Source organism: Arthrobacter rhizosphaerae, assembly GCF_023062595.1.
GTDB classification, from domain to species: Bacteria; Actinomycetota; Actinomycetes; order Actinomycetales; family Micrococcaceae; genus Arthrobacter; species Arthrobacter rhizosphaerae.
Window position 1 is genome coordinate 1 of sequence record NZ_JALLAN010000001.1, and the last position, 20202, is coordinate 20202.

At 63.0% G+C, this 20202-nt stretch carries 18 protein-coding genes; 4 read left to right on the forward strand and 14 right to left on the reverse strand.

Annotated features, from left to right (window positions below; genetic code table 11):
• Positions 1–46 precede the first annotated feature (46 nt).
• A complete protein-coding gene (locus MU551_RS00005) occupies positions 47–1399 on the reverse strand; it encodes an MFS transporter (protein WP_247040093.1) in 1353 nt (450 codons plus the stop codon).
• Positions 1400–1564: 165 nt separating this feature from the next.
• Here MU551_RS00005 and purH point away from each other — a divergent pair, with 165 nt between their 5' ends.
• The gene (purH, locus tag MU551_RS00010) at positions 1565–3235 is read left to right on the forward strand and encodes a bifunctional phosphoribosylaminoimidazolecarboxamide formyltransferase/IMP cyclohydrolase (protein WP_247040094.1); all 1671 of its coding nucleotides are present in this window, start codon (positions 1565–1567) and stop codon (positions 3233–3235) included.
• A 94-nt stretch (positions 3236–3329) separates the two neighbouring features.
• Here the strand turns inward: purH and MU551_RS00015 are convergent, their stop codons facing one another.
• From MU551_RS00015 to MU551_RS00045, 7 genes are all read right to left on the reverse strand, one after another.
• Entirely contained in the window at positions 3330–3542 is a 213-nt protein-coding gene (locus tag MU551_RS00015; RefSeq protein ID WP_247040095.1) for a hypothetical protein, read from the reverse strand.
• Positions 3523–4500 (reverse strand): trypsin-like serine peptidase, encoded by a 978-nt coding sequence (locus MU551_RS00020; RefSeq protein WP_247040096.1) that lies wholly within the window; start codon positions 4498–4500, stop codon positions 3523–3525. The genes MU551_RS00015 and MU551_RS00020 overlap by 20 nt, the downstream gene beginning before the upstream one ends.
• Before the next feature lie 146 nt (positions 4501–4646).
• Entirely contained in the window at positions 4647–6008 is a 1362-nt protein-coding gene (locus tag MU551_RS00025; RefSeq protein ID WP_247040097.1) for an alpha/beta fold hydrolase, read from the reverse strand.
• A 58-nt stretch (positions 6009–6066) separates the two neighbouring features.
• Positions 6067–6900, reverse strand: coding sequence for an ABC transporter ATP-binding protein (locus MU551_RS00030; RefSeq protein ID WP_247040098.1), 834 nt, complete (start codon positions 6898–6900; stop codon positions 6067–6069).
• The gene (locus MU551_RS00035; protein ID WP_247040099.1) at positions 6890–7663 is read right to left on the reverse strand and encodes an ABC transporter permease; all 774 of its coding nucleotides are present in this window, start codon (positions 7661–7663) and stop codon (positions 6890–6892) included. The genes MU551_RS00030 and MU551_RS00035 overlap by 11 nt, the downstream gene beginning before the upstream one ends.
• Positions 7660–8478: an ABC transporter permease gene (locus MU551_RS00040; RefSeq protein ID WP_372489760.1), complete on the reverse strand. Its 819-nt coding sequence runs from the start codon at positions 8476–8478 to the stop codon at positions 7660–7662. The genes MU551_RS00035 and MU551_RS00040 overlap by 4 nt, the downstream gene beginning before the upstream one ends.
• Positions 8475–9479, reverse strand: coding sequence for an ABC transporter substrate-binding protein (locus tag MU551_RS00045; protein ID WP_247040101.1), 1005 nt, complete (start codon positions 9477–9479; stop codon positions 8475–8477). The genes MU551_RS00040 and MU551_RS00045 overlap by 4 nt, the downstream gene beginning before the upstream one ends.
• A 160-nt stretch (positions 9480–9639) precedes the next feature.
• On the opposite strand from MU551_RS00045, the gene MU551_RS00050 reads away from it, so the two are divergent.
• Both MU551_RS00050 and MU551_RS00055 read left to right on the forward strand, forming a co-directional pair.
• Positions 9640–10110 (forward strand): MarR family winged helix-turn-helix transcriptional regulator, encoded by a 471-nt coding sequence (locus tag MU551_RS00050; RefSeq protein ID WP_247040102.1) that lies wholly within the window; start codon positions 9640–9642, stop codon positions 10108–10110.
• Between the two features lie 150 nt (positions 10111–10260).
• Complete coding sequence (locus MU551_RS00055) at positions 10261–12480, forward strand: NADP-dependent isocitrate dehydrogenase (RefSeq protein WP_247040103.1); 2220 nt, start codon at positions 10261–10263, stop codon at positions 12478–12480.
• 73 nt (positions 12481–12553) lie between these two features.
• On the opposite strand, the gene MU551_RS00060 is transcribed toward MU551_RS00055, so the two are convergent.
• The 6 genes from MU551_RS00060 to MU551_RS00085 form a co-directional block, all read right to left on the reverse strand.
• Positions 12554–13165, reverse strand: a complete 612-nt coding sequence (locus tag MU551_RS00060; RefSeq protein ID WP_247040104.1) for an SRPBCC family protein — start codon at positions 13163–13165, stop codon at positions 12554–12556.
• A 148-nt stretch (positions 13166–13313) separates the two neighbouring features.
• On the reverse strand, positions 13314–13775 hold the full coding sequence (locus tag MU551_RS00065) for a mucin-associated surface protein (RefSeq protein ID WP_247040105.1): 462 nt from the start codon (positions 13773–13775) through the stop codon (positions 13314–13316).
• Positions 13772–14983: a serine/threonine-protein kinase gene (locus MU551_RS00070; RefSeq protein WP_247040106.1), complete on the reverse strand. Its 1212-nt coding sequence runs from the start codon at positions 14981–14983 to the stop codon at positions 13772–13774. The genes MU551_RS00065 and MU551_RS00070 overlap by 4 nt, the downstream gene beginning before the upstream one ends.
• Positions 14984–15231: 248 nt before the next feature.
• A complete protein-coding gene (locus MU551_RS00075) occupies positions 15232–16548 on the reverse strand; it encodes a hypothetical protein (protein ID WP_247040107.1) in 1317 nt (438 codons plus the stop codon).
• Between the two features lie 86 nt (positions 16549–16634).
• The gene (locus tag MU551_RS00080; RefSeq protein WP_247040108.1) at positions 16635–17555 is read right to left on the reverse strand and encodes a hypothetical protein; all 921 of its coding nucleotides are present in this window, start codon (positions 17553–17555) and stop codon (positions 16635–16637) included.
• A gap of 213 nt (positions 17556–17768) precedes the next feature.
• A complete protein-coding gene (locus tag MU551_RS00085) occupies positions 17769–18839 on the reverse strand; it encodes a Gfo/Idh/MocA family protein (RefSeq protein WP_247040109.1) in 1071 nt (356 codons plus the stop codon).
• A gap of 139 nt (positions 18840–18978) precedes the next feature.
• Here MU551_RS00085 and MU551_RS00090 point away from each other — a divergent pair, with 139 nt between their 5' ends.
• On the forward strand, positions 18979–20202 hold the full coding sequence (locus MU551_RS00090) for an efflux RND transporter periplasmic adaptor subunit (RefSeq protein ID WP_247040110.1): 1224 nt from the start codon (positions 18979–18981) through the stop codon (positions 20200–20202).

Here is a 20202-nt window from a genome sequence, read left to right on the forward strand (position 1 = left end):
GAGGGAGGGGGGAGGGGAGCGAGGGGGGGGAGGGAGGCGCAGGGGCCTACTCGAGCCGGCGCTGCTTCGTCTCGGGGGAGAAGAACACCATCCACAGCACGGCCAGCACCACGAGTCCGCCGGCCAGGGCGAACGATGAAGCCAGCCCCAGCTCCGGCCAGAAGTAGCTCGCGAAGATCAACGGACCAAGGCCTGCACCCACGCGAGAGAACGTGGATGCCCAGCCGAAGCCGCTCCCGCGCAGCTCCGTGGGGTAGAGCTCGGACACGTAGGCGTACAGGACGGGGATGGCCACCTGCACCACAAACCCGAAAGCCAGCAGCCAGAACACCGCCGCCGACGGAATGTCCACCACAAAGGCCACAATCACCAGGATCAGTGCTGACAGCGGCCCGGTGATGGCCAGGATCCATTTGCGGCCCACCTGCTCAACGAGCACAGCCGCCACCACCACACCAAGGAGTCCGACGGCGGCCATTCCCGCCGTCGTCAGGAACGCCTTGTACTCCTCGAAACCGGCACCGATCAGGATCCGGGGCATCCACGTCAGCGACAGGTAGTACACAAGGAGGATGCTGAAGAACAAAGCCCAGGCCGCCGTCGTGATTTTCCAGTTGAACTGCCAGACGAGGCGCAACTGCTGCCAGGCGCTGCCGGCGGAAAGCCGTGGAGCTGCCTGGGCATCCGGAAGGCTGTAGGCGCGCTGTTCAGCACCGGTTGCCAGCACGAGATCGTCGATGACCTTTGCGGCTTCCTCACGTCTGCCCTTGCGGATCAGGAACAGCGGGGACTCGGGGACGCTGCGGCGGACCCAGAACACGAGGAGCGCCGGCAGGACCATCACAAGCATGGTGAGGCGCCAGTCGGCGAAGACGGCGATCAGGCCGGCCGAAACAAAGCCGCACAGCGCGGCACCGATAGGCCACCAGCCGTCCATGGCGGTGAGGACCTTGCCGCGCTGCTTCCGTGGTGTGAACTCACCCACCAGGGCGTAGTCCACCGGGATGCAGCCGCCCAGGCCAAAGCCGGCCATAAACCGGAAGACGCAGAACCACACGAAGTCAGGGGAGAAGGCGCCCAGGACGGTGAAGAGGGAGAAGATAAGGAGGGTGGCGGTGAACGCCTTCTTGCGGCCGATCGTGTCCGCGATGGTGCCCCAGGCGAAAGCGCCCAAGGCCATGCCGATGAGGTTTGCGGTACCGATCCACGCGGCTTCACCGGGAGCGAGTGCCCAGTGGGTGGAGAGGAGCGGGATGAGGATTCCGTTGAGGGTCACATCCCAGGCGTCGAACATAAAGCCCAGGCCGCCAATCAGGAAGATCCGTCCCTGCACTTTCCAACGCCACGGCAGTTCCTGGACCACCTGTTCGCCGCTGGGCACAGTGGTGTAAGTATTCATCTCTCGGCCTCCTCCAAGGAGAACTTTACGTTGCGGTGCAGGCTGCCATGAGCCATCGCGCTGAGTGGCCGGAAGTGCGTTTGTTCACACTCCGGCGGGCACGCAGCGCAGCGCCCGCAACACGATAAACTGGCTTCATCCCACCCACATACGACGGAGACTTTTGTGAGCTTCACGCAGCTTGACCGTGTTCCCATCCGCCGAGCCCTTATCTCGGTCTACGACAAAACCGGTCTGGAGGAGCTCGCACAGGGCCTGCACGCAGCAGGCGTCACCCTCGTATCCACGGGCTCCACCGCCAAGAAGATCGCCGCCGCAGGCATCCCGGTGCAGGAAGTTGAAGAAGTCACCGGTTCCCCCGAAATGCTGGACGGCCGCGTCAAGACCCTGCACCCCCGCGTGCACGGCGGCATCCTGGCCGACCGACGGGTCCCGGCCCACATGGAAACCCTCAAGGGCATGGAGATTGAAACCTTCGACCTCGTCGTCGTGAACCTCTACCCCTTCGTGGAGACCGTCAAGTCCGGCGCGGCACCGGACGACGTCGTGGAGCAGATCGACATCGGCGGCCCCGCGATGGTGCGCTCGGCCGCGAAGAACCACGCCGCCGTCGCCATTGTGGTTGACCCCAAGTTCTACGCCGAGGTGGTGGCCGCTGCAGCCGACGGCGGTTTCGACCTGAAGACCCGACGCCGGCTGGCCGCCAAGGCCTTCGCGCACACCGCGTCTTACGACAACGCGGTTGCCACCTGGACCGCCAGCCAGTTCCTGGATGAAGACGGCGACGGCGTCATCGACTGGCCTGCCTACGCCGGCCTTTCCTTGGAGCGCTCAGAGGTGCTGCGTTACGGCGAAAACCCGCACCAGCAGGCCGCGCTCTACGTGGACAAAGCAGCTCCCGCCGGCATCGCCCAGGCTGACCAGCTGCACGGCAAGGCCATGAGCTACAACAACTTCGTCGACGCCGATGCCGCCCTCCGCGCCGCCTACGATTTCGCCGAGCCTGCCGTCGCCATCATCAAGCACGCCAACCCGTGCGGCGTCGCCGTGGGTTCCGCTGATTCGACTGACCCGCTTGCCGACGCCCACGCCAAGGCCCACGCCTGCGATCCCGTGTCCGCGTTCGGTGGCGTGATCGCCGCCAACCGCCCCGTGACCGCAGGCATGGCCAAGACCGTCGCAGGTATCTTCACCGAAGTTGTGATCGCCCCGGGCTTCGAACCCGAAGCCGTGGAAATCCTCTCCAAGAAGAAGAACATCCGCCTGCTCGCGCTCCCTGACGGCTACGGACGCTACCCGAGCGAAATCCGCCAGGTCTCCGGCGGCGTCCTCGTCCAGGTCACCGACAAGGTGGATGCCGACGGCGACAACCCCGCCAACTGGACCCTTGCTGCCGGTGAAGCCGCCAACGAGAAGACCCTGGCAGACCTCGCGTTCGCCTGGACGGCCTGCCGCGCAGCCAAGTCCAACGCCATCCTGATCGCCGCCGACGGTGCCGCGGTCGGCATCGGCATGGGCCAGGTCAACCGGCTGGATTCCTGCCGCCTCGCCGTCGAGCGGGCAAACACGCTGGGTGTTTCCGTGGAGTCCGACGTTGACGGGGCTGGCGGCGCGTCAAACGCCGACGCAACGGGAGCACCGGAACGTGCCCGCGGCGCCGTGGCTGCCTCGGACGCGTTCTTCCCCTTTGCTGACGGCCTCCAGATCCTGATCGACGCCGGCGTCCGTGCAGTGGTCCAGCCCGGCGGTTCTGTCCGGGACGAGGAAGTCATCGCCGCAGCCAACGCCGCCGGCATCACCATGTACTTCACCGGCGCCCGCCACTTCTTCCACTAAGACAGCCCCCGGGCACCATCCGGGAACAGCACGACGACGGCGTCTGCCCCATCGCGGGGACAGTCGCCGTCGTCGTGTCTTTAGTTATTTGTGTTCAGTCGGATTCCGACAGGTCCTTTTCCGGAAGCTGATCCTCAGCGGGACCCTCTGCAGGACCGGGCACCTCAAGAGTCCGCTCTGCCGGGCTGGCTTTAGCCATCCGTTCCGGAGTCCAGTACTCCACGATCTCCTCAGGTGATTCCTCTACTTGATGCGAAGTCACCTGGGGATGGCGTGAGTCGTTGGACTCATCGGGCTGATGAGGCATCCGAGTACGCCTGCTGGATGACTGATCCCCAGTACGGGCCGTACATGATGGGGTACTTCTTGCCGTAGCCGTAGCTGTTGATGGAGTTTTGGACGCCGCCGGATCCTGTGCCGATGAACCAGGGGCCGCCTGAGGATCCGCCGGTCATGTCGCATGAGATGCCCTGGGAGTTGAACTGCGGGTTGAAGGGGTCATTGCTGGCGGTTCCGGCGCAGCTCACCAGGGAGGTGCCATCGAAGGGCCTGGCGGCGGGGTAGCCGTAGGACTTGTAGCTCAGGCCGCGGGCGGCGTTGAACTGGACACCCGACGCGCCAACGGTATCCGCCAGGGTCTTGCCATTAACAGGGGCGACGACGGCGAACCCTGTGTCGTATTGCATGTCGCCTGCAGAACTCCACTGGGTGGGCGTGTGCAGCGACGTGGCGGCGAACTTGCCGTAGGGAGCCGCCCCGTTCAGATAGGCGGGAACGAAGACGAAGTTGGTGGCGAAGGCGCCGGGGCCTTCGTTGAGGCAGTGGCCGGCAGTGGACACAGTGCTTTCGTTTGCGGAGGCCACGGAGTTGCCTGAGCAGACGTAGTTCCCGGTAGGAAGGGTGAAGAAGACCTTCCCGATGTGGGACACCGGGGCTTCATCGGTGTGCAGGCTGGACTGGCTCGGCGCTCCCTGACCGGAGATTTTGGTGCTTGAGCCCCTCTCCACGCTGTCCGCACTGGACTTGTTGCCTCGGGCCAGGGCCTTGTTCGCCAGAACGTCGCCAGGGATGGCATTACGCATCCGCTCAGCCGTCCAGTAGTCAGCGGCGCCTGTTGCATTCACGGCCTTGCTTGTTACGCCGCGCGAACCGCCTTCGTCCGGCGTGGCTGGCGCGGCCGCAGCCACGCCTCCGGCCGACATGACGAGGAGCGCTGCAGCCGAAAGGCTGAGCAGACTCGTGGCGAGAGACCTGGATGTTTTCATGATGTTCCTAATCCGTTGGGAAGAGCGGCCCCCAATTGAGGGCCGCTCCCATGTGGTGAGGATGAACCTATCCAGATATGACACTTTTGTAAATGAAAAATACGGGACTTGTGGGATCCGGCCGCATAGTATCTGCGGCACCAGAACTACCTGCGGTCGTTGATGAAGTCGTTGGGCCGGTACTGAATGAAGTCCGCGACGCCGAGGCCCAGGGATTCGCCGCGTTGATCAATGACGGCGGCCTCCGCGAGATTGCCCCAGTGCCCGACGTCGAGCCGTTCATTCATTGTTTCCACGGCTGCCACCGTCTCCGCGACAGTGAAGGAACAGTGTCCGGTCCGCTGCACATAGGTCTGCCGGAGCAGCGGGGTGGCCTGGGCATCGCGAACCGTCTCCGCGTACTCCTCCATGTACTCAACAGGAGCCAGGATGTCGGCCAGGGTGTGCATGGTGAGCACCGGAACCTGCAGATCGCCGTGAGGGGAGGACGTGCGTTGCATCCATTCCAGCGACTCACGGTCAGGTTCAATGTCGGCGGTTTGGGTCAGGAGGGAAAGATCCGCCGAAAGATCCAGCGCAGCTTCGCGGTAGAGGGAACTGACCTGTGCCTTCATCGCCGAGTGCTGCAGCAGCCCGGCGTAATCCACTCCTGCGTTCCAACCGCTGTCCCCGTCGGCCGCATTGACAATGAAAGACCGCGCTCCGACGACGAACGGAATGGTGCCCAGCAGCCAGTTGTACTGGGCAGCCTGCTGGGCCTGGTAGTCCTTGCTTCCCGGGGCGTCAGTGCCGCTGAACCAGGTGGGAGTGTTCATAAATGCGGCGCCGAGGGCAATCCGCGCCCGTCCCTCCGGCGTCTGCTGCGCCTGTTGAACGGCGGCGGTGAGCTTGTCGATGGTGACCGCCGACTCCGCGCCGCTGCGGAAACCGGTCAGCTGGACCCCTTGGCCGGGAAGCAGCAGTTGGGCCAGGGCATGCAATCCGTCGAGCTGATAGTTGTTCAGGTTCACCCCGCCGCCGAGAAGCCCGCAAGTGCTCACCACGCCGTCGACGCCGGAATCCGGAACCTCTGCAATGAGGCTGCTGACCAGGCCGCCCATTGAGGTTCCGAAAGCCATCGTTCGCCTCGGTGTCCCCACCTCCCTCGAGAAAGCCTCCAGGGTTCCCAGTTGATCATCGACGGCGGTTTCCAGGGCCCAGCCCGCGGTGGCATAGGACGATGACGCAACAGCGTATCCCCGGTCCTTGAGAGCATCGGCCGTTGGTTCAAACCCGGCGTCCCAGGCAGGATTGGCTGGACCCGGACGGAAGCCATGGCTGTACAGCACCAGTGCGCCGTTCCAGTCGGCAGGTATCTCCGCAGCCCATTGGGCTCCGCTGGCCAGTGTCCCTCCTGTGACGGTTTCTTCGTTTACCGTCGCGGCAGGGAGCTGTGCCGCAGCTGCCCCGGCCGGAGCGGCAGCGATGGCCAGGGTGGTCGCAATGCCCAAGGACTTCAATGCAAACATGTAGTTCCTTCCATTCCTGCGTCGTTGCAGGGTCTTCGTTTCGGGAGGTTTGGCTTCGTCAGGAGACGACGGCGGCAGCGGGGCGATGGCCCTTCTTGGCGAGTTGGATTTGTTCGTAGACGTGATGGCGGAGTTCGGTGAAGCGGGGCAGAGCACGGGTGTTGAGCTGGTCGCGGTCTTCAGGGAGGTCGATGATGATGTCTTCCTGGATGACGGTGGGGGAGCTGGAGAGGATGATGACGCGCTCGCCGAGGTAGACGGATTCGTCAATGTCGTGCGTGACAAAGAGGACGGTCACGCGGAGTTTCTTCCAGACGGTGCGGATGAGGTCTTCGAGGTCTGCCCGGGTTTGCGCGTCGACGGCGGCGAAAGGTTCGTCCATGAGGAGCACTTCGGGTTGGTAGGCGACGGCGCGGGCGATCGCTACGCGTTGCTGCATCCCGCCGGAGAGCTGCCAGGGGTAGGAGTGGGGGACGTGGGCCAAACCGACTGCTTCGAGGGCTTCGTCAACAAGGCGGTCACGTTCGGCTTTGGGGACGCCCTGGTTTTTCAGCGGCAACTCGACGTTCTGGCGGACGCGCATCCAGGGGAAGAGCGAGCGGCCGTATTCCTGGAACACCACCGCCATTTTCTTCGGCGGGCCAACCACTCGGGTGCCGTCCAGGAGGACTTCGCCTTCGGTGGGGGTCATGAGTCCGGAAATGCATTTGAGGAGTGTGGTTTTACCGGAACCGGAGGGGCCCACCAGGCAGGCGAGCTCGCCTGGCCGGAGGTCGAAGGTGAGGTTCCGGACGGCCTCGACGTCGCCGCCGTCGGTCTTGTAGACCTTCTTCAGACCCCGGACGGACAGCATCGGCTGTTCCATCACAGCAGGTTTCTCGTTAACCAGCATTTTCTACCTCTTTCTGACCGTGGTACCAGCGCAGAACACGCCTTTCAGTCCACTGGAAGATGAATGACATGGCCACACCGATCAGGCCCAGGACGATGATGCCGGACCACATTTCAGGGATGGCGAAGGAACGCTGGAACTGGACAATCGTGAAGCCCAGCCCCGAGGACGAGGCGAACATTTCCGAGATGACCATCAGGATCAGCCCGATGGACAGGCACTGGCGGATGCCTGCCATGATCTGGGGACTGGCCGACGGAAGCACTAGGTACCTCACCCTCGCCCAGCCGGCGACACCGTACGTCCGTGCAGAATCCGATAGCACCCCGTCAACAGCCCGGACTCCTTCAATGGTGTTCAGGAGCACGGGCCAGATGCAGCCGGAGATGATCACCACCACCTTCATCGAGTCCGTGATTCCCATCAGCAGCATCAGCACTGGAACCAGCACCGGCGGAGGGACGGCCCGGAAGAATTCGAGAGTTGGTTCCAGCAATGCACGGAGCCACTTGATCGATCCGATCAGCAGTCCTGCGGCTATCCCGATCCCGATCGCTGCTGCAACTCCGGTGAGGAGCCGTCCCAGGCTGGGGAGGACATCGGAGAGGATGCGTTCTCCGAACCAGACCTCACCGAACGTGTCCATGAGGATTCCGGGTGCGGGGAAGAAAAAGTTTGGCCGGCCCAGGGTAGCGGCCCACCAGATGAGCATCAGCAGGAGCGGCAGCCCCACCAGATAAGCCAGTGACTTCAGCCAAGTCATACGACCACCTCCGAACGGACCGATGAATGCCAGGACAACGTCTTCTTTTCGATGAACCGCATCAACATGTTGATAAGGACGCCGATCAGCCCTGTTGCCAGCACCAGGGCGTACATGCCGGAAATTGCACCGCCGGACTGGGCCAAGGCGATTTCCCGGCCCAGTCCCGGGGATCCGATGACGAGCTCCGCCGTGATCGCCAAGATCAGCGCGACGGAGGCAGCCAGGCGGACGCCCGTCATCAGGTACGGCAGTGCGGTGGGAAACACCACGTAGCGGATCCTCGCTATTCGCCCGAGCCCATAGGACTTGGCCGTGTTGTTGGCCACCATGTCTATGTCCGCCACTCCGTAGAGGACCTGGATGAAGACCTGCCAGAAGGACGCATAGACGATCAGCATGAGCGACGACTCGATTTTCACGCCGAACATCAGCACTGCCAGCGGGATCAGCGCCACCGACGGGATGGGGCGCAGGAACTCGACGCTGGAGCTCGTCGCCTTCGCCAGGAAAGCGGATGACCCGATCAGAAAACCAAGGACAACGGCTGCAATAACGGCTATCAGCAAGCCGAGGAACCAGGCAATCATCGTTTCCCCGACGCTTACCCAAAAGGCGCTCAGTCCGAAGGCCCGGATAAGCGCGGCCATCACCTCACTCGCAGGCGGCAGGAACCTCGGTTCAATGATTCCTGCCCGCGGGATCAGCTCCCACGTCAGCAGGAACCCCAGGATGCCTGCGAGGCCGAGGAACTGCTGGACCGGCCATGCGCGCCTTGACTGAGGACTCACTTGAGCCGTCACTTGAGCCGTCATTTGACGGTCATCGCGGCGACGTCGGGTTCCTTGTCCACGTAGTTGTACTTCACCATCAGGGAACCGAGGTCTGACAGCACAGCGGCGGGAACTTCGCCGTCGAACTTTTCCATCTTCAGCTTCTGGGCGACGGCCGCGTCCATGTTCATGAACTTCGGCAGGAGCGCACGGACCTGGTCCGGATTCTGATCAGCCTTGGCCAGGGTCTCCTCCATGGCTTCCTTGAAGGACTTCACGGTGTCGGCATTCTGCTGGGCGAAGTTTCCGCTGGTGAAGCTGACCATCGTGGGCAGTCCGGGAAGGGCCGTCTGGTTGGGGTAGCCGACCAGTGCGTTCTTGGTATCCGCGAGTGCCTTGCCAAGGAACGGCTGGGGCAGCCAGGCCGCGTCCACAGAACCGCGGTCGAGCTGGGCCTGCATGTCCGGGAACGGCATTTCAACAAACTTGATCTTGGCGGGATCCGCACCTGCCTTAGCCGCACTTTCCATGATGGTCAGGTCGCCTTGGGTCTTCAGCGTGTTGACGGCGACGGTCTTGCCCTCCAGATCTGCGAAGGAGGCAATGCCGGAAGCCTTGGCCGCGACCACGCCGTTGATGTCCTCGCCATCGGCCTTGGAATTGCTGAAGCCTGTAACGATCTTCATGTCCAGGCCCTTGTTCACGGCGAGCATCACCGAGAGCGGATTTCCGACCGAGAAGTTCATGGTGCCGGTGGAGACAGCCGGCAGCATGGCTGCTCCGCCCTGTCCCGTCTGGAGCTCGACGGCGAGGCCATGGTCAGCGAAGATGCCTTCGTCGATGCCGTACTGGAGGGCTACGGAGGGGGCGATGGACAGGACGCCGACGGTGACTTTCTTGAGGTCCCCGCCTCCGGCGGCCGCTGCGCTCGGGGCAGTATCTGCCGTGCCGGCTGGACTTGAGAGCGAGCCCGAACCGCAGCCCGTGAGGGCCAGGGCGGTGAGGGCGCTGGCGGCGAGCAGTTTAGCGAGGTGCCTTTTCATTTTCTTTGACTCTTCCTTGAGTTCCATGACTGGCTTGATATCCGAGTGAGCTGCACCACAGTGGACATATCTATGTCAGCCTTAATAGTTGAAGATGTCAATAGTTTTATTTTTCCGGTAACTGCGTGATCGTGGCGGCTATCAACTATAGGATTGAGCAATGACCCAGCCCAGCACCACGGAGATCCCGCCGCCCGAAGGCCTCGAGCGGCTGCTGGGAAGCCCCCTGGTAGCCGAGATCGAATTCCTGACGGCGCGTGCACGGGCCCTGGGAAGTGCCAGGGCGAACGCCCTGCTGGCTCCTCTGGACCTCAAGATCAGGTCCTACGCCGTGCTCTCGCTAGCCTGCAGCGGCGCAGCGCCGTCGCAACGCGAACTTGCAGAATTTCTGCTACTGGATCCCAGCCAGATCGTGGCCCTGGTGGATGGGCTGGAACAGCGGGGGCTGGTCAAACGCGAAACGGATCCTCAGGACCGCCGTTCCAAGGTCATCAAAGGCACAGCCAAGGGGCGGCGGCTGCTTGCGCAGGCAGCGGCGGCCACGCAGCAGGCCGAAGACCAGGCCATGGGGAATCTCACTGCAACCGAACGTGCCCAACTCAGGGACCTGTTGCGGCGAATTGCTTTCTAGGCCAGGCGTTCCTGCTCCAGGCGCCCAAGTGAGGTAACGCAAGTGCTTTTGGACACAGCCGTGGGCGCCAACCTCGCGTCCTCGGGTAAGTTAGACCTGTTGAAATAACACACGACTCCAGCTATACGCATACACCAGGGAGACACCTGAATGGCCAAGATTATCTATACCCACACTGACGAAGCGCCCATGCTGGCCACCTATTCGTTCTTGCCTGTAATTGAAGCGTTCGCTTCGACTGCCGGTGTGGAAGTGGAGACCCGGGACATCTCGCTCTCTGGTCGTATCATCGCAGCATTCGGGGACTTCCTCGCTGACGAGCAGCGCATCAATGATGATCTCGCCGAACTCGGCGCGCTGGCCAAGACCCCCGAAGCCAACATCATCAAGCTCCCCAACATCAGCGCGTCGCTGCCACAGCTGAAGGCCGCCATCGCGGAGCTGCAGGGCAAGGGCTACCAGCTCCCCGATTACCCGGACAACCCCACCTCGGACGAAGAGACGGACATCCGGTCCCGCTACGACAAGATCAAGGGTTCAGCGGTGAACCCGGTCCTGCGCGAAGGCAACTCAGACCGCCGGGCCCCGCTCTCGGTAAAGAACTACGCCCGCCAGAACCCGCACTCTATGGGTGCCTGGAGCCCCGACTCGAAGACCAACGTCGCTCACATGGAAGCGGATGATTTCCGCTCCAACGAGAAGTCCGTGGTTATTCCTGCGGACGGCACCATCCAGATCCAGCAAGTCCGCGAAGACGGCACTGTCAAGGTACTCAAGAAGGCCTTCCCCGTCCTCGCCGGCGAGGTCATTGACGGTACCGTTATGCGTGCCGCGGCCCTTGACGAGTTCCTGGCTGCCCAGGTGGCCCGGGCCAAGGAAGAGGGAGTGCTCTTCTCCGCCCACCTGAAGGCCACCATGATGAAGGTCTCCGACCCCATCATCTTCGGCCACGTAGTGAAGGCCTACTTCTCCGAACTGTTCGACACATACGGCAAGCAGCTGACCGCCGCCGGTATCAACCCCAACAACGGCCTGGCGGCTATCCTGAACGGGCTCGAAAATCTCCCCGAGGACGTCCGTGACGGCGTTCAGGCGGCCATCAAGAAGGGCCTGGAAGAAGGCCCCGCTCTGGCCATGGTCGACTCCGACAAGGGCATCACCAGCCTCCACGTTCCCAGCGACATCATCGTGGACGCCTCCATGCCTGCCATGATCCGCTCCTCCGGCCACATGTGGGGCCCGGACGGCAAGGAAGCCGACACCCTGGCGGTCCTGCCGGACAGCTCCTACGCAGGCATCTACCAGGTGGTCCTGGACGACTGCCGTGCACACGGCGCCTTCGATCCCACAACCATGGGCACCGTTCCCAACGTGGGCCTCATGGCCCAGGCTGCGGAGGAATACGGCAGCCACGACAAGACCTTCGAAGTCCAGGCTGCCGGAACCATGCAGCTCGTGGACGGCGAAGGCAACGTCCTACTCGAACACCAGGTATTCCCCGGCGACATCTGGCGTGCCTGCCAGACCAAGGACGTGCCGATCCGTGACTGGGTCAAGCTGGCCGTCACACGGGCCCGTGCCTCACAGACGCCCGCAGTGTTCTGGCTGGACGAAACCCGCGCCCACGATGCGAACCTGATCGCCAAGGTCCGGGAATACCTGAAGGACTTCGATACCGCAGGCCTGCAGATCGAAATCATGTCTCCGGAGAAGGCCACCGCCTTCACTCTGGAGCGCATCCGGAAGGGCGAGGACACCATCTCCGTCACCGGAAACGTCCTCCGCGACTACCTCACGGACCTGTTCCCGATTCTCGAACTGGGTACCAGCGCCAAGATGCTGTCCATCGTTCCCCTGATCAACGGCGGTGGTCTCTTCGAGACCGGGGCCGGCGGTTCTGCCCCCAAGCACGTTCAGCAGCTCCTGAAGGAAAACCACCTGCGGTGGGACAGCCTTGGCGAGTTCCTGGCCCTGGCCGTCAGCTTCGAGCACCTTGCCACGAGCACAGGCAATGCCCGTGCCCAGGTGCTGGCCGATACCCTGGACCGCGCCACCGGTACCTTCCTGCTGGAAAACAAGTCCCCGAGCCGTCGGGTCGGCGAAATCGACAACCGGGGCAGCCACTTCTTCCTGGCCCAGTACTGGGCAAAGGAGCTTTCCACGCAGACCGAGGACGCCGCGCTGGCCGAGTCCTTCGCTGTCATCGCTGACGCGCTGACGTCCAACGAAGACGCCATCGTGGGCGAGCTGCTGGCTGTGCAGGGTTCACCCGTGGACGTTGGGGGCTACTACCGTCCCGATGTTGACAAGGTTGCCGCTGTAATGCGTCCGTCTGCGAAGTTCAACGAAGTCCTGGCCGCGCTGAAGTAGCCCGGCCGGGTTAATAACAAGAACGCCTCGCTGCTCCTGGGAGCAGCGAGGCGTTCTTGTTGTTTTAGTTCCTTTAGCGGTCGGTTGGCCGTCCGTACGGAGCGTCCGGAGCCATATCCGGATCGGTGTTCACGGGGCGCTCTGTTGGCTCGGCGGCGTAGCCCATCTCTTCCTCCATGGGCACGGTGGTGCCTGTCATGCCGGATGCTGATGAGGCAGAGCCGCTCACCTCGCCACCACGCACACTTTCACGCCAGGCGCCGGTTTCCACTTCCCGTTCCTCAATGAACTTCTTGAACCGCTTGAGGTCGGCAGCTACCTGCCGTGAATCCAGGCCGATGGCTGCGCCTATGTTCTCGGCGGCTGAATCAGGTTCCCAGACGAGCTCAACGGTGACCTGGGTTTCGGTGGGCGCCAGGGCCTCAAACCAGACGGTTCCGGCGTTCCTTGGCTGGTCCAGGCTCTCCCAGGTGATGCGGTTGTCTGGTTCCTGGAGCATGATTGCGGCATCGTATTCCCGCTTGACGCCGGCAATGCTGGTCTTGAAGTGGACGGTGGTGTCGTCAATCTGTGTGACAGAATCGACGCCGCTCATGAAATGCGGGAAGTCCTCAAACTGCGTCCATTGGTTGTAGGCCTGGCTGAGCGGGACGTTGACGTTGATGGATTCCTGAACTGTTGCCATACGTAGTTCACTCCTTCAGCTGGCGGACCTGCGGTCCGCGGTTCTGATTCAGCAGGCTTCGTGGGCCTGCTTAACCAACGTAACCGGAATGAGAAAAAATAGTAAGCTAGCTGAGCAAAAGCGCCCTGGAGGTCGCCGGAAGGAAAGGCTAGTCGTCCTTGCCCTTACCGTCGTCGCCGCCTTTATTGTCTTTTCCGCTTTCGTCCTTCTTAGGCTCCTCAACCTTCCCCTCCTGTGGAGCGGTCGGGGTGGGGGAGGCGGATGCTGCAGCTGCTTCAGCGGCAGCCTTGGCTTGAGCGGCTGACTGGGCGGCGAGCAGATCAGTCCGGACAGCCTCAATGGCGGTCATAATGCTTTGATGCCTTTTGAAGGACACTTCACCGTTTGCCCCGGCAGCCTCGAGTTGCTCTTCCAGCTCAAACAGCGCGACAAGGGCACCAGCGGGATCGTTAGCTGCGGCCAGGTCGGTCACGGTAAGGACCCGGGACTGGAGCCTTTTGGCGGCGTCGTGTCCCAACTCCGGCTCTGCGGGTCCGCAGGCCGCGAGCGAGAACACCAGCAAGCTACCTGTGACGGCGGCGCACACGCGCCGAAATGCAGTGCGGCTCAAGGTTCCACACTCTTCTGCAGCTGTTCGAGGTGTTCGCCCAAGGTTCCAGTGACGGTCGGGTAGGGGACGACGTCGGGCGCCTTTGGGGCTGCGATGGAAAGTCCGACGGCGGACGCAGCAGCGATGATTGCCAGGAGGATCAAGACCAGGGCAATCCGCCCCCGTTTTCCCAATTTCCGGATCCAGGACTTACCAGCTTCATGGTCCTCGCTGGTCCCTGCAGGAGCGGGGGACGGTGAAATATTTGAAACGTAGTCCTGCGTATCCGCCTGCAAGGACAGCGGCGCGTGGGACGGGATGGCGGGGAGCATACGCGTGTGTTCTTCCACCAGCTGCCCCGGAACGGACTCCGGCGAGAAGAGGGCCTGCCGCAAGGCGACTTCGATATCGGCGGCAGTGGGCCGTTCCAAGGGATCAAGCGCCGTCATGGCCGTCAGCAGGTCAGCCCATTCCCGGGGTACATCCGGCGGGATTTCCGGTGCACGGTGAAGGCGCGCTACAGCGGACTCCACGGCGCTGCCGGGGTATTCCACGGTGCCTTTGATGGATTCCAGGAGCACCAGACCCAAGGAGTAAATATCGCTGGCGGGGCCCATCTCAGCACCCTTGGCTTGCTCGGGACTTAGGTATGCCGCGGTACCCACCATGGTCCCGGTGGCAGTCAAACGTGTGCCGTCGACGATGCGGGCAATGCCGAAATCGGTGAGCTTCGGGCGCACGGACTCGCCCGGACGACCTGGAATCAGGAGTATGTTTCCCGGCTTAATATCGCGGTGGATGATGCCGAGGCCATGAACGTACGCAAGGGCATCAGCAATGCCTGCGCCGATAACAGCCAGTTCGTCCAGCGCTACCGGGCCGCGTCTGATCCTTGTCCTGAGGTCTTCACCCTCGATGAGCTCCATGGTGAGGAACGGCCTTGGTTCGTCGGGTATCCGGTTATCAATACCGGCGTCGAACAAGGTGACCAGACCGGGGTGATTCAGGGTGGCCAGCAGCGTAATCTCCGCTTCCTGACGCTTGAGCTCTTCGGCGTCCGGAGCCTGCGGGGCGAACAGTTTGAGGGCCACATCACGGCCTAGATTCTCGTCCCGGGCGTTGTAGACGGAGGCCATTCCGCCGCGCCCGATCACGTCTCCCAGTCTGTAGCGTCCGCCGACAACCTCGCTCTTGGTGTCGCTTGGCGAATCCACCACCGTCGTCCCCATCTCCTACTGGGCACAATATCGCGCCGTGCTTTAAGAATAATACGGTGACGGCTCTCAGCCCATTGCCGAAGGGTCCTCTAGATCATTCTGTGACACAAAGCGGACATGCCGATGGTCCGATCGTGAAGAGTCCTGGACCCTTCACGATCGAACCGCCGACGCAACAAGGACGTAGGTGTGTTCTGACTTCTAGGCGCCCCCTTTCCTGCCTTGGTTTCCCTTTTAAGAGATATGAGTGAACAGCTCCGTTAGGCCTTCTTGCGCCGAAGGATCATCAGGAGGCCGGCCACCAAGAGAAGGAGTGCCACCGGAACCAGCGTTGCATCAACGCCGGTCTTGGCCAGGGTCTGCTGGCTTGTTGCAGCCGTGCCGGCACTAGCAGCGGCGGCTGCAGGAGCCTTGACCAGACCTGCAGTGTTCACGACCAGCCCCGAACCCGAGCCAGCGGGAACAGTACCCGCGGTGGTTCCGGTGGTTCCGGTGGTTCCGGTGGTGCCGGTGTTGCCGCCGGGCGTGGTGCCGGTGTTGCCACCTGGTGTGGTGCCGGTTCCGCCGGTTGTGCCGTCATCGGTTCCGGGGTCAGTTCCTGGATCAGTGCCAGGGTCGGTGCCGGGGTCAGTGCCTGGAGCGGCGCTGCCGCAATCAGCAGCGGAGCCGAGGCCAAGACGCAGGCACACATCCAGAGCGGCATCGGTGCCTACGCCCGTGTTACCGGTGGTGGCGCCCAAACCGAGGTCGACGACGGCATCAGCGGCGACAGTGGTGTCGTCAAGGATGCCCGTTCCTGTTCCGGTGCCAGGATCGGTGCCGGGATCGGTACCGCCGCAGTCCGCAGCGGAGCCGAGGCCAAGACGCAGGCACACATCCAGAGCGGCATCGGTGCCTACGCCCGTGTTACCGGTGCCGGCGCCCAAACCGAGATCGACGGCGGCGTCAGCGGCGACGGTGGTGTCGTCAAGGATGCCGGTTCCTGTTCCGGTTCCGGTGCCGAGGTTTACGTCGGCTGCCACGTCAGCGACGAGGGCTGTGTTGTCGGCGACGGGGGTTCCTGTGCCCAGGCCCAGGTTGACGGCGGCGTCAGCGGCGACGGTGGTGTCGTCAAGGATGCCGGTTCCTGTTCCGAGGCCCAGGTTCACATCCGCGGCGACGTCAGCGACGAGGGCTGTGTTGTCGGCGACGGGGGTTCCGGTTCCGGCGCCCAAACCAAGGTTGACTGCGGCGTCAGCGGCGACGGTGGTGTCGTCAAGGATGCCGGTTCCTGTTCCGGTGCCGAGGTTTACGTCGGCTGCCACGTCAGCGACGAGGGCTGTGGAACCGGTGGTTACAGGAGCTGCGGCGCCCAGTGCGAGATCCACGGTGGCGGTCAGCCCTGAGGAGGTTGACGGCGTTGAGTCACCCAGCAGACCCAACGACGTCGTGTTTGCGGCTACAGCCGCTGAGACCGAAGCGGTAAGGGATTCATCCCCTGCGCTGGTGTCCGCCGCATTGGCAGCGGTGGCGCCGAGGGCAAGTAGCCCGCCGGCAAAGAGGGTGCTTAGCAGCCCTCTACGAAGATGTGCATGCATAACAAGTTCTCCTGAAGAGTTGGTGTAGGGAGCCCATGGCTGCCCTGATGGCCGTTTCTGCCCGAAAAAAGGCAGGAGGGAACCAACTAGTCAGGAGATGAACCGGGGTCGAACGACACCGGAGCAGGAGCATGCTGAAGGGGTTTGCTGGCGGGAGTGCTTCCCGGCTGCGGAAGATTGAGGGAGAAATCAGTCAGGCAAGCAGCACCGCCGGACGATGCACCGGATGATTGGCCGCTGCTAGATCCCGATCCTGGTGCTGGTGGAATCGCGTCTGGCCCGGGGGGCCCATTGCCACCGCCGTTTGGACCCGTCTCGCCGGAAACGCCAGCCACGCCGGAAGTATCTCCCAGCGGCATGGATGGCGGCCACAACATGCCACCGACTCCAGAGGCGAAGGCTGTAGTGGCAGTTGAGGTTCCGGCGGAAGAAACAGCGTCAGCGGTCTCCCGCAAAGCCGATGCCGAATCGTGTTCTGCACCAGAAAGATCAAGGAGATTTGGTCCGGGTACCGGGGGGTCGCCTACCAGCTCCGTTACGAGATCTGCCACAGGCTCCGGTAAGGTCACGTCGCCATCGGAAATGACGTCCGCGATCGGATCCAGGACGGGTTGCAGAGCCGGAATTGTTTCGCTCGCCGGCGGGATGACGGCCTCAGCAAGACTGCCGGCCGTATCGTCTACGGCCGCGCTCACCGGCGTAATAACGTTTGTAACTTTCTCAGCAGGAACCACTTGGCTGATAACCGGAAGACTGCCCGCGAGATTATCAACGGAACCGGTCAGGCTGCCCACCACCGGCTGCAGCAATCCGTTCGAGCCAGGTGCAGGAGAAGGGGCAGGGGCTTGATCCGGTGCACGCGAATGCGAGGAAACGGCTGATAAGGCGTCACCGGAAGCTGAGGTCACTGAGGAAACAGACGAAGTGAGTCCGGCGAAAAATGAGTCTGAATGAGAGCCGCCGGCGTCGGCGCTGGCCGCAGACGAAGAAAGCGCGAGCCAAGCCACGGCGGCTGCTCCTCCCAGGAGCAGCGAACGCAGGGAAAGGGGCGGGCGCCATGAAGGCCCGAAAATACCCATAGATGGTCGCCCCCCTCCCAAATATGACGACTGGCAACAGCGTAAGCCGGTACGCCCGCCAGAGTCCATAGCCGCACATGAACAAATCTGGCGAATGGAAGAATCTGCGTAGCAAAGCGACGTGAGATCAGCACATCCCGATCAATGGGCGTCGTTAGGGTAGGTGACACCCAGCTGCGCCCGAACACCGTCAAAAAGCCTCATAACGTTCAGAGAATCATCGAGCGGCATCACGGGGCTTTCCGTCACTCCTTGCTGGATGCACCGGGTGACCTCGCGAAGTTCGTATGAATATCCCCGCCCGATGACATCGAAGTGTTCCATCCGGGGCGCCTCGAAGCCGATCTTCACGGTGAGCTCCCGTGGATTGTTGATGGATCCGATGGTGTGAAGGTAGCCCAGGCTGCCCGCGACCGTGGCGGCGCGCGGTCCGTGAGCCAAAAGCGATGAGGTGAGCTGGGCCTGGGCACCATGGTGGTAGCCGAGCGTCAGCGCGTTTTGGGCGTCCACGCCGTCGTCGTTCACTGAACCGGTGGCACTGACGGTTTGCGGAAAGCCCAAGGTGCCCAATGCCCAGAGCAGGGGGTAAACGCTGAGATCGAGAAGGGCGCCGCCCCCATCCTTCAAAGCCCAGAGGCGGGCAGTGGGAGTGTATTCAGCCGGGAAGCCGAGATCGGCGGTCACCCACTGGATCTGCCCGAGCTCTCCCGACGCGGCAATCTCGAAGGCGCGTTGCATGCTTGGAAGGAAACGGCTCCAGACTGCTTCCATCAGGAACAGGTTCCGGGACCTTGCCAGGGCGATGAGTTCGGCTGCCTCCCTGGCGTTAATGGTCAGGGCCTTCTCCACAAGGACGTGCTTTCCGGCGTTCAATGCGGCCAGGGCGATCTCGAAATGATTGGCGTGCGGAGTGGCCACATAGACCACGTCCACTGAGTCCAGGGCGAGCAACCGCTGGTAGCCGGTGGCGCCGTCGTCGTCCCCGAACGCGTGGGGAATTCCGAACTGGGCTGCGAACGCGTCCGCGGCGCCTTGGGTGCGCGAGCTGACGGCATGAATTTCGGCGTCGGTCAGCAGCGCCAGGTCCGTGGACACCGAATTCGCGATCCCGCCCGTGGCGACGATGCCCCAGCGCAATGTACGGCCGGTGGCGGTGCGGGGGTCCTGATCGGGTTGGCTGAAGAGCCATGGCTTCGCGATGGGGGCAGTCATGGTGCCCATCTTCTCACTGCCTCGAGGAATGCTTGGGCGTGGTGGGACCCCGCGTCCAATGGCTATACGCGGCGAGGGTTAGGCTGTGAGGGCATCTCTCGCAGAGAGGTTCTGTGGGGAGTCACCGAATGGAGAAGAGATGAGAGTATTCAGGCGCGTCATTTTGCCCGTGGCCTGGTTGGCGGTGTTTGCCGTTATCGCCGTGACACTGGTCAAAATCGCCTTTGTAGACGGCCTGAAGCCCGACGACGCAGTGGCCGGACCCAGCGCGCAGGTCGCCATTCCGGTGGTCCAGGCGGCACGGGCCACTGTCACTAATTCGGTGGAAATCAAGGCGACGGTCCAGAGCGACGCTCCTGTCGGCGTCCGAAGCGCAGCCGCCGGTGTGGTGTCGCACATCTTCCTGGAAGCCGGAGCCAAGGTTGCGCTGGGAGAACGTCTTTACCAGGTCCGCACGGAGCTTCCGCCGGAACCCATCGAGGAAACGGAACAGAGTACGACGACGGCCGGCGAGCCAGGCGCTTCACCTCCCCGGCAGGTGGCGCGCGTTCCGCTCTATACCTATACCGATGTGCTGGCTCCTGTGTCAGGAACCCTGGAAACGATGACCGTCTTGCTGAAGCAGCAGGTGGGCGTGGGCGAAGTGACCGGCACAGTAAATCCCGGGACCTTCACTGTTTCCGGTTCCGTCAACGCCGCCCAGCAGTACCGGCTGCTTGCCAAGCCGGGTTCGGCTCTCGTCTCCGTGGTTGGTGGACCGGCACCTTTCACCTGTCCCACCGTTATATTGAAAAACAACGCTTCCAGTGACACCCCGGCGACAGGTGGCGGCGGTGGCCTCGCCAGTGCAGGCGGGGGAAGCGTTGGGCGTTCAGTGCCTTACGCCCAAGCCGGCGGCCCTGCTGGAGGAGGGTCAGCGCCAGAGCAGGACAACACGCCTACCGGGACACTTAGCTGCGCCATCCCGTCCGGCGTCGAAGTGTTTGCAGGTTTGGGCGCCACTATGACTGTGACGGCGGGGGAGTCCGCGAATGTCGTGACCGTACCGCTTACCGCGGTGCAGGGCAGTGTCAAGGATGGAATCGTTTGGCTCGCACCAGCGGGAAGCGTCCCCGCCGCAGGTGGCGATGGAGGTCCGGCCGGACCAGGAGCCGCAGGTTCGGCGGCTGGCCCGCCCGCGGAAGCACCTGCCAATGCAGCGCCGCCGGAACAGCGGAAGGTGCAGCTCGGCCTCAACGACGGCACTGTGGTGGAGATAGTTTCTGGACTGGCCGAAGGGGAGTCCGTGCTGGAGTTTGTTCCAGGAGCCCCGGCCCAGGAGCAGCCTGGAGCGCAATTCGGTCCCGGCCCGATGGGAGGCTGA

Bases quoted from the DNA above. Each gene is read 5' to 3' on its own strand.
- MU551_RS00005 (WP_247040093.1), bottom strand. From the start codon at position 1,399: ATGAATACTTACACCACTGTGCCCAGCGGCGAACAGGTGGTCCAGGAA.
- MU551_RS00015 (WP_247040095.1), bottom strand. From the start codon at position 3,542: ATGCCTCATCAGCCCGATGAGTCCAACGACTCACGCCATCCCCAGGTG.
- MU551_RS00020 (WP_247040096.1), bottom strand. From the start codon at position 4,500: ATGAAAACATCCAGGTCTCTCGCCACGAGTCTGCTCAGCCTTTCGGCT.
- MU551_RS00025 (WP_247040097.1), bottom strand. From the start codon at position 6,008: ATGTTTGCATTGAAGTCCTTGGGCATTGCGACCACCCTGGCCATCGCT.
- MU551_RS00030 (WP_247040098.1), bottom strand. From the start codon at position 6,900: ATGCTGGTTAACGAGAAACCTGCTGTGATGGAACAGCCGATGCTGTCC.
- MU551_RS00035 (WP_247040099.1), bottom strand. From the start codon at position 7,663: ATGACTTGGCTGAAGTCACTGGCTTATCTGGTGGGGCTGCCGCTCCTG.
- MU551_RS00040 (WP_372489760.1), bottom strand. From the start codon at position 8,478: ATGACGGCTCAAGTGACGGCTCAAGTGAGTCCTCAGTCAAGGCGCGCA.
- MU551_RS00045 (WP_247040101.1), bottom strand. From the start codon at position 9,479: ATGAAAAGGCACCTCGCTAAACTGCTCGCCGCCAGCGCCCTCACCGCC.
- MU551_RS00050 (WP_247040102.1), top strand. From the start codon at position 9,640: ATGACCCAGCCCAGCACCACGGAGATCCCGCCGCCCGAAGGCCTCGAG.
- MU551_RS00055 (WP_247040103.1), top strand. From the start codon at position 10,261: ATGGCCAAGATTATCTATACCCACACTGACGAAGCGCCCATGCTGGCC.
- MU551_RS00060 (WP_247040104.1), bottom strand. From the start codon at position 13,165: ATGGCAACAGTTCAGGAATCCATCAACGTCAACGTCCCGCTCAGCCAG.
- MU551_RS00070 (WP_247040106.1), bottom strand. From the start codon at position 14,983: ATGGGGACGACGGTGGTGGATTCGCCAAGCGACACCAAGAGCGAGGTT.
- MU551_RS00075 (WP_247040107.1), bottom strand. From the start codon at position 16,548: ATGCATGCACATCTTCGTAGAGGGCTGCTAAGCACCCTCTTTGCCGGC.
- MU551_RS00085 (WP_247040109.1), bottom strand. From the start codon at position 18,839: ATGACTGCCCCCATCGCGAAGCCATGGCTCTTCAGCCAACCCGATCAG.
- MU551_RS00090 (WP_247040110.1), top strand. From the start codon at position 18,979: ATGAGAGTATTCAGGCGCGTCATTTTGCCCGTGGCCTGGTTGGCGGTG.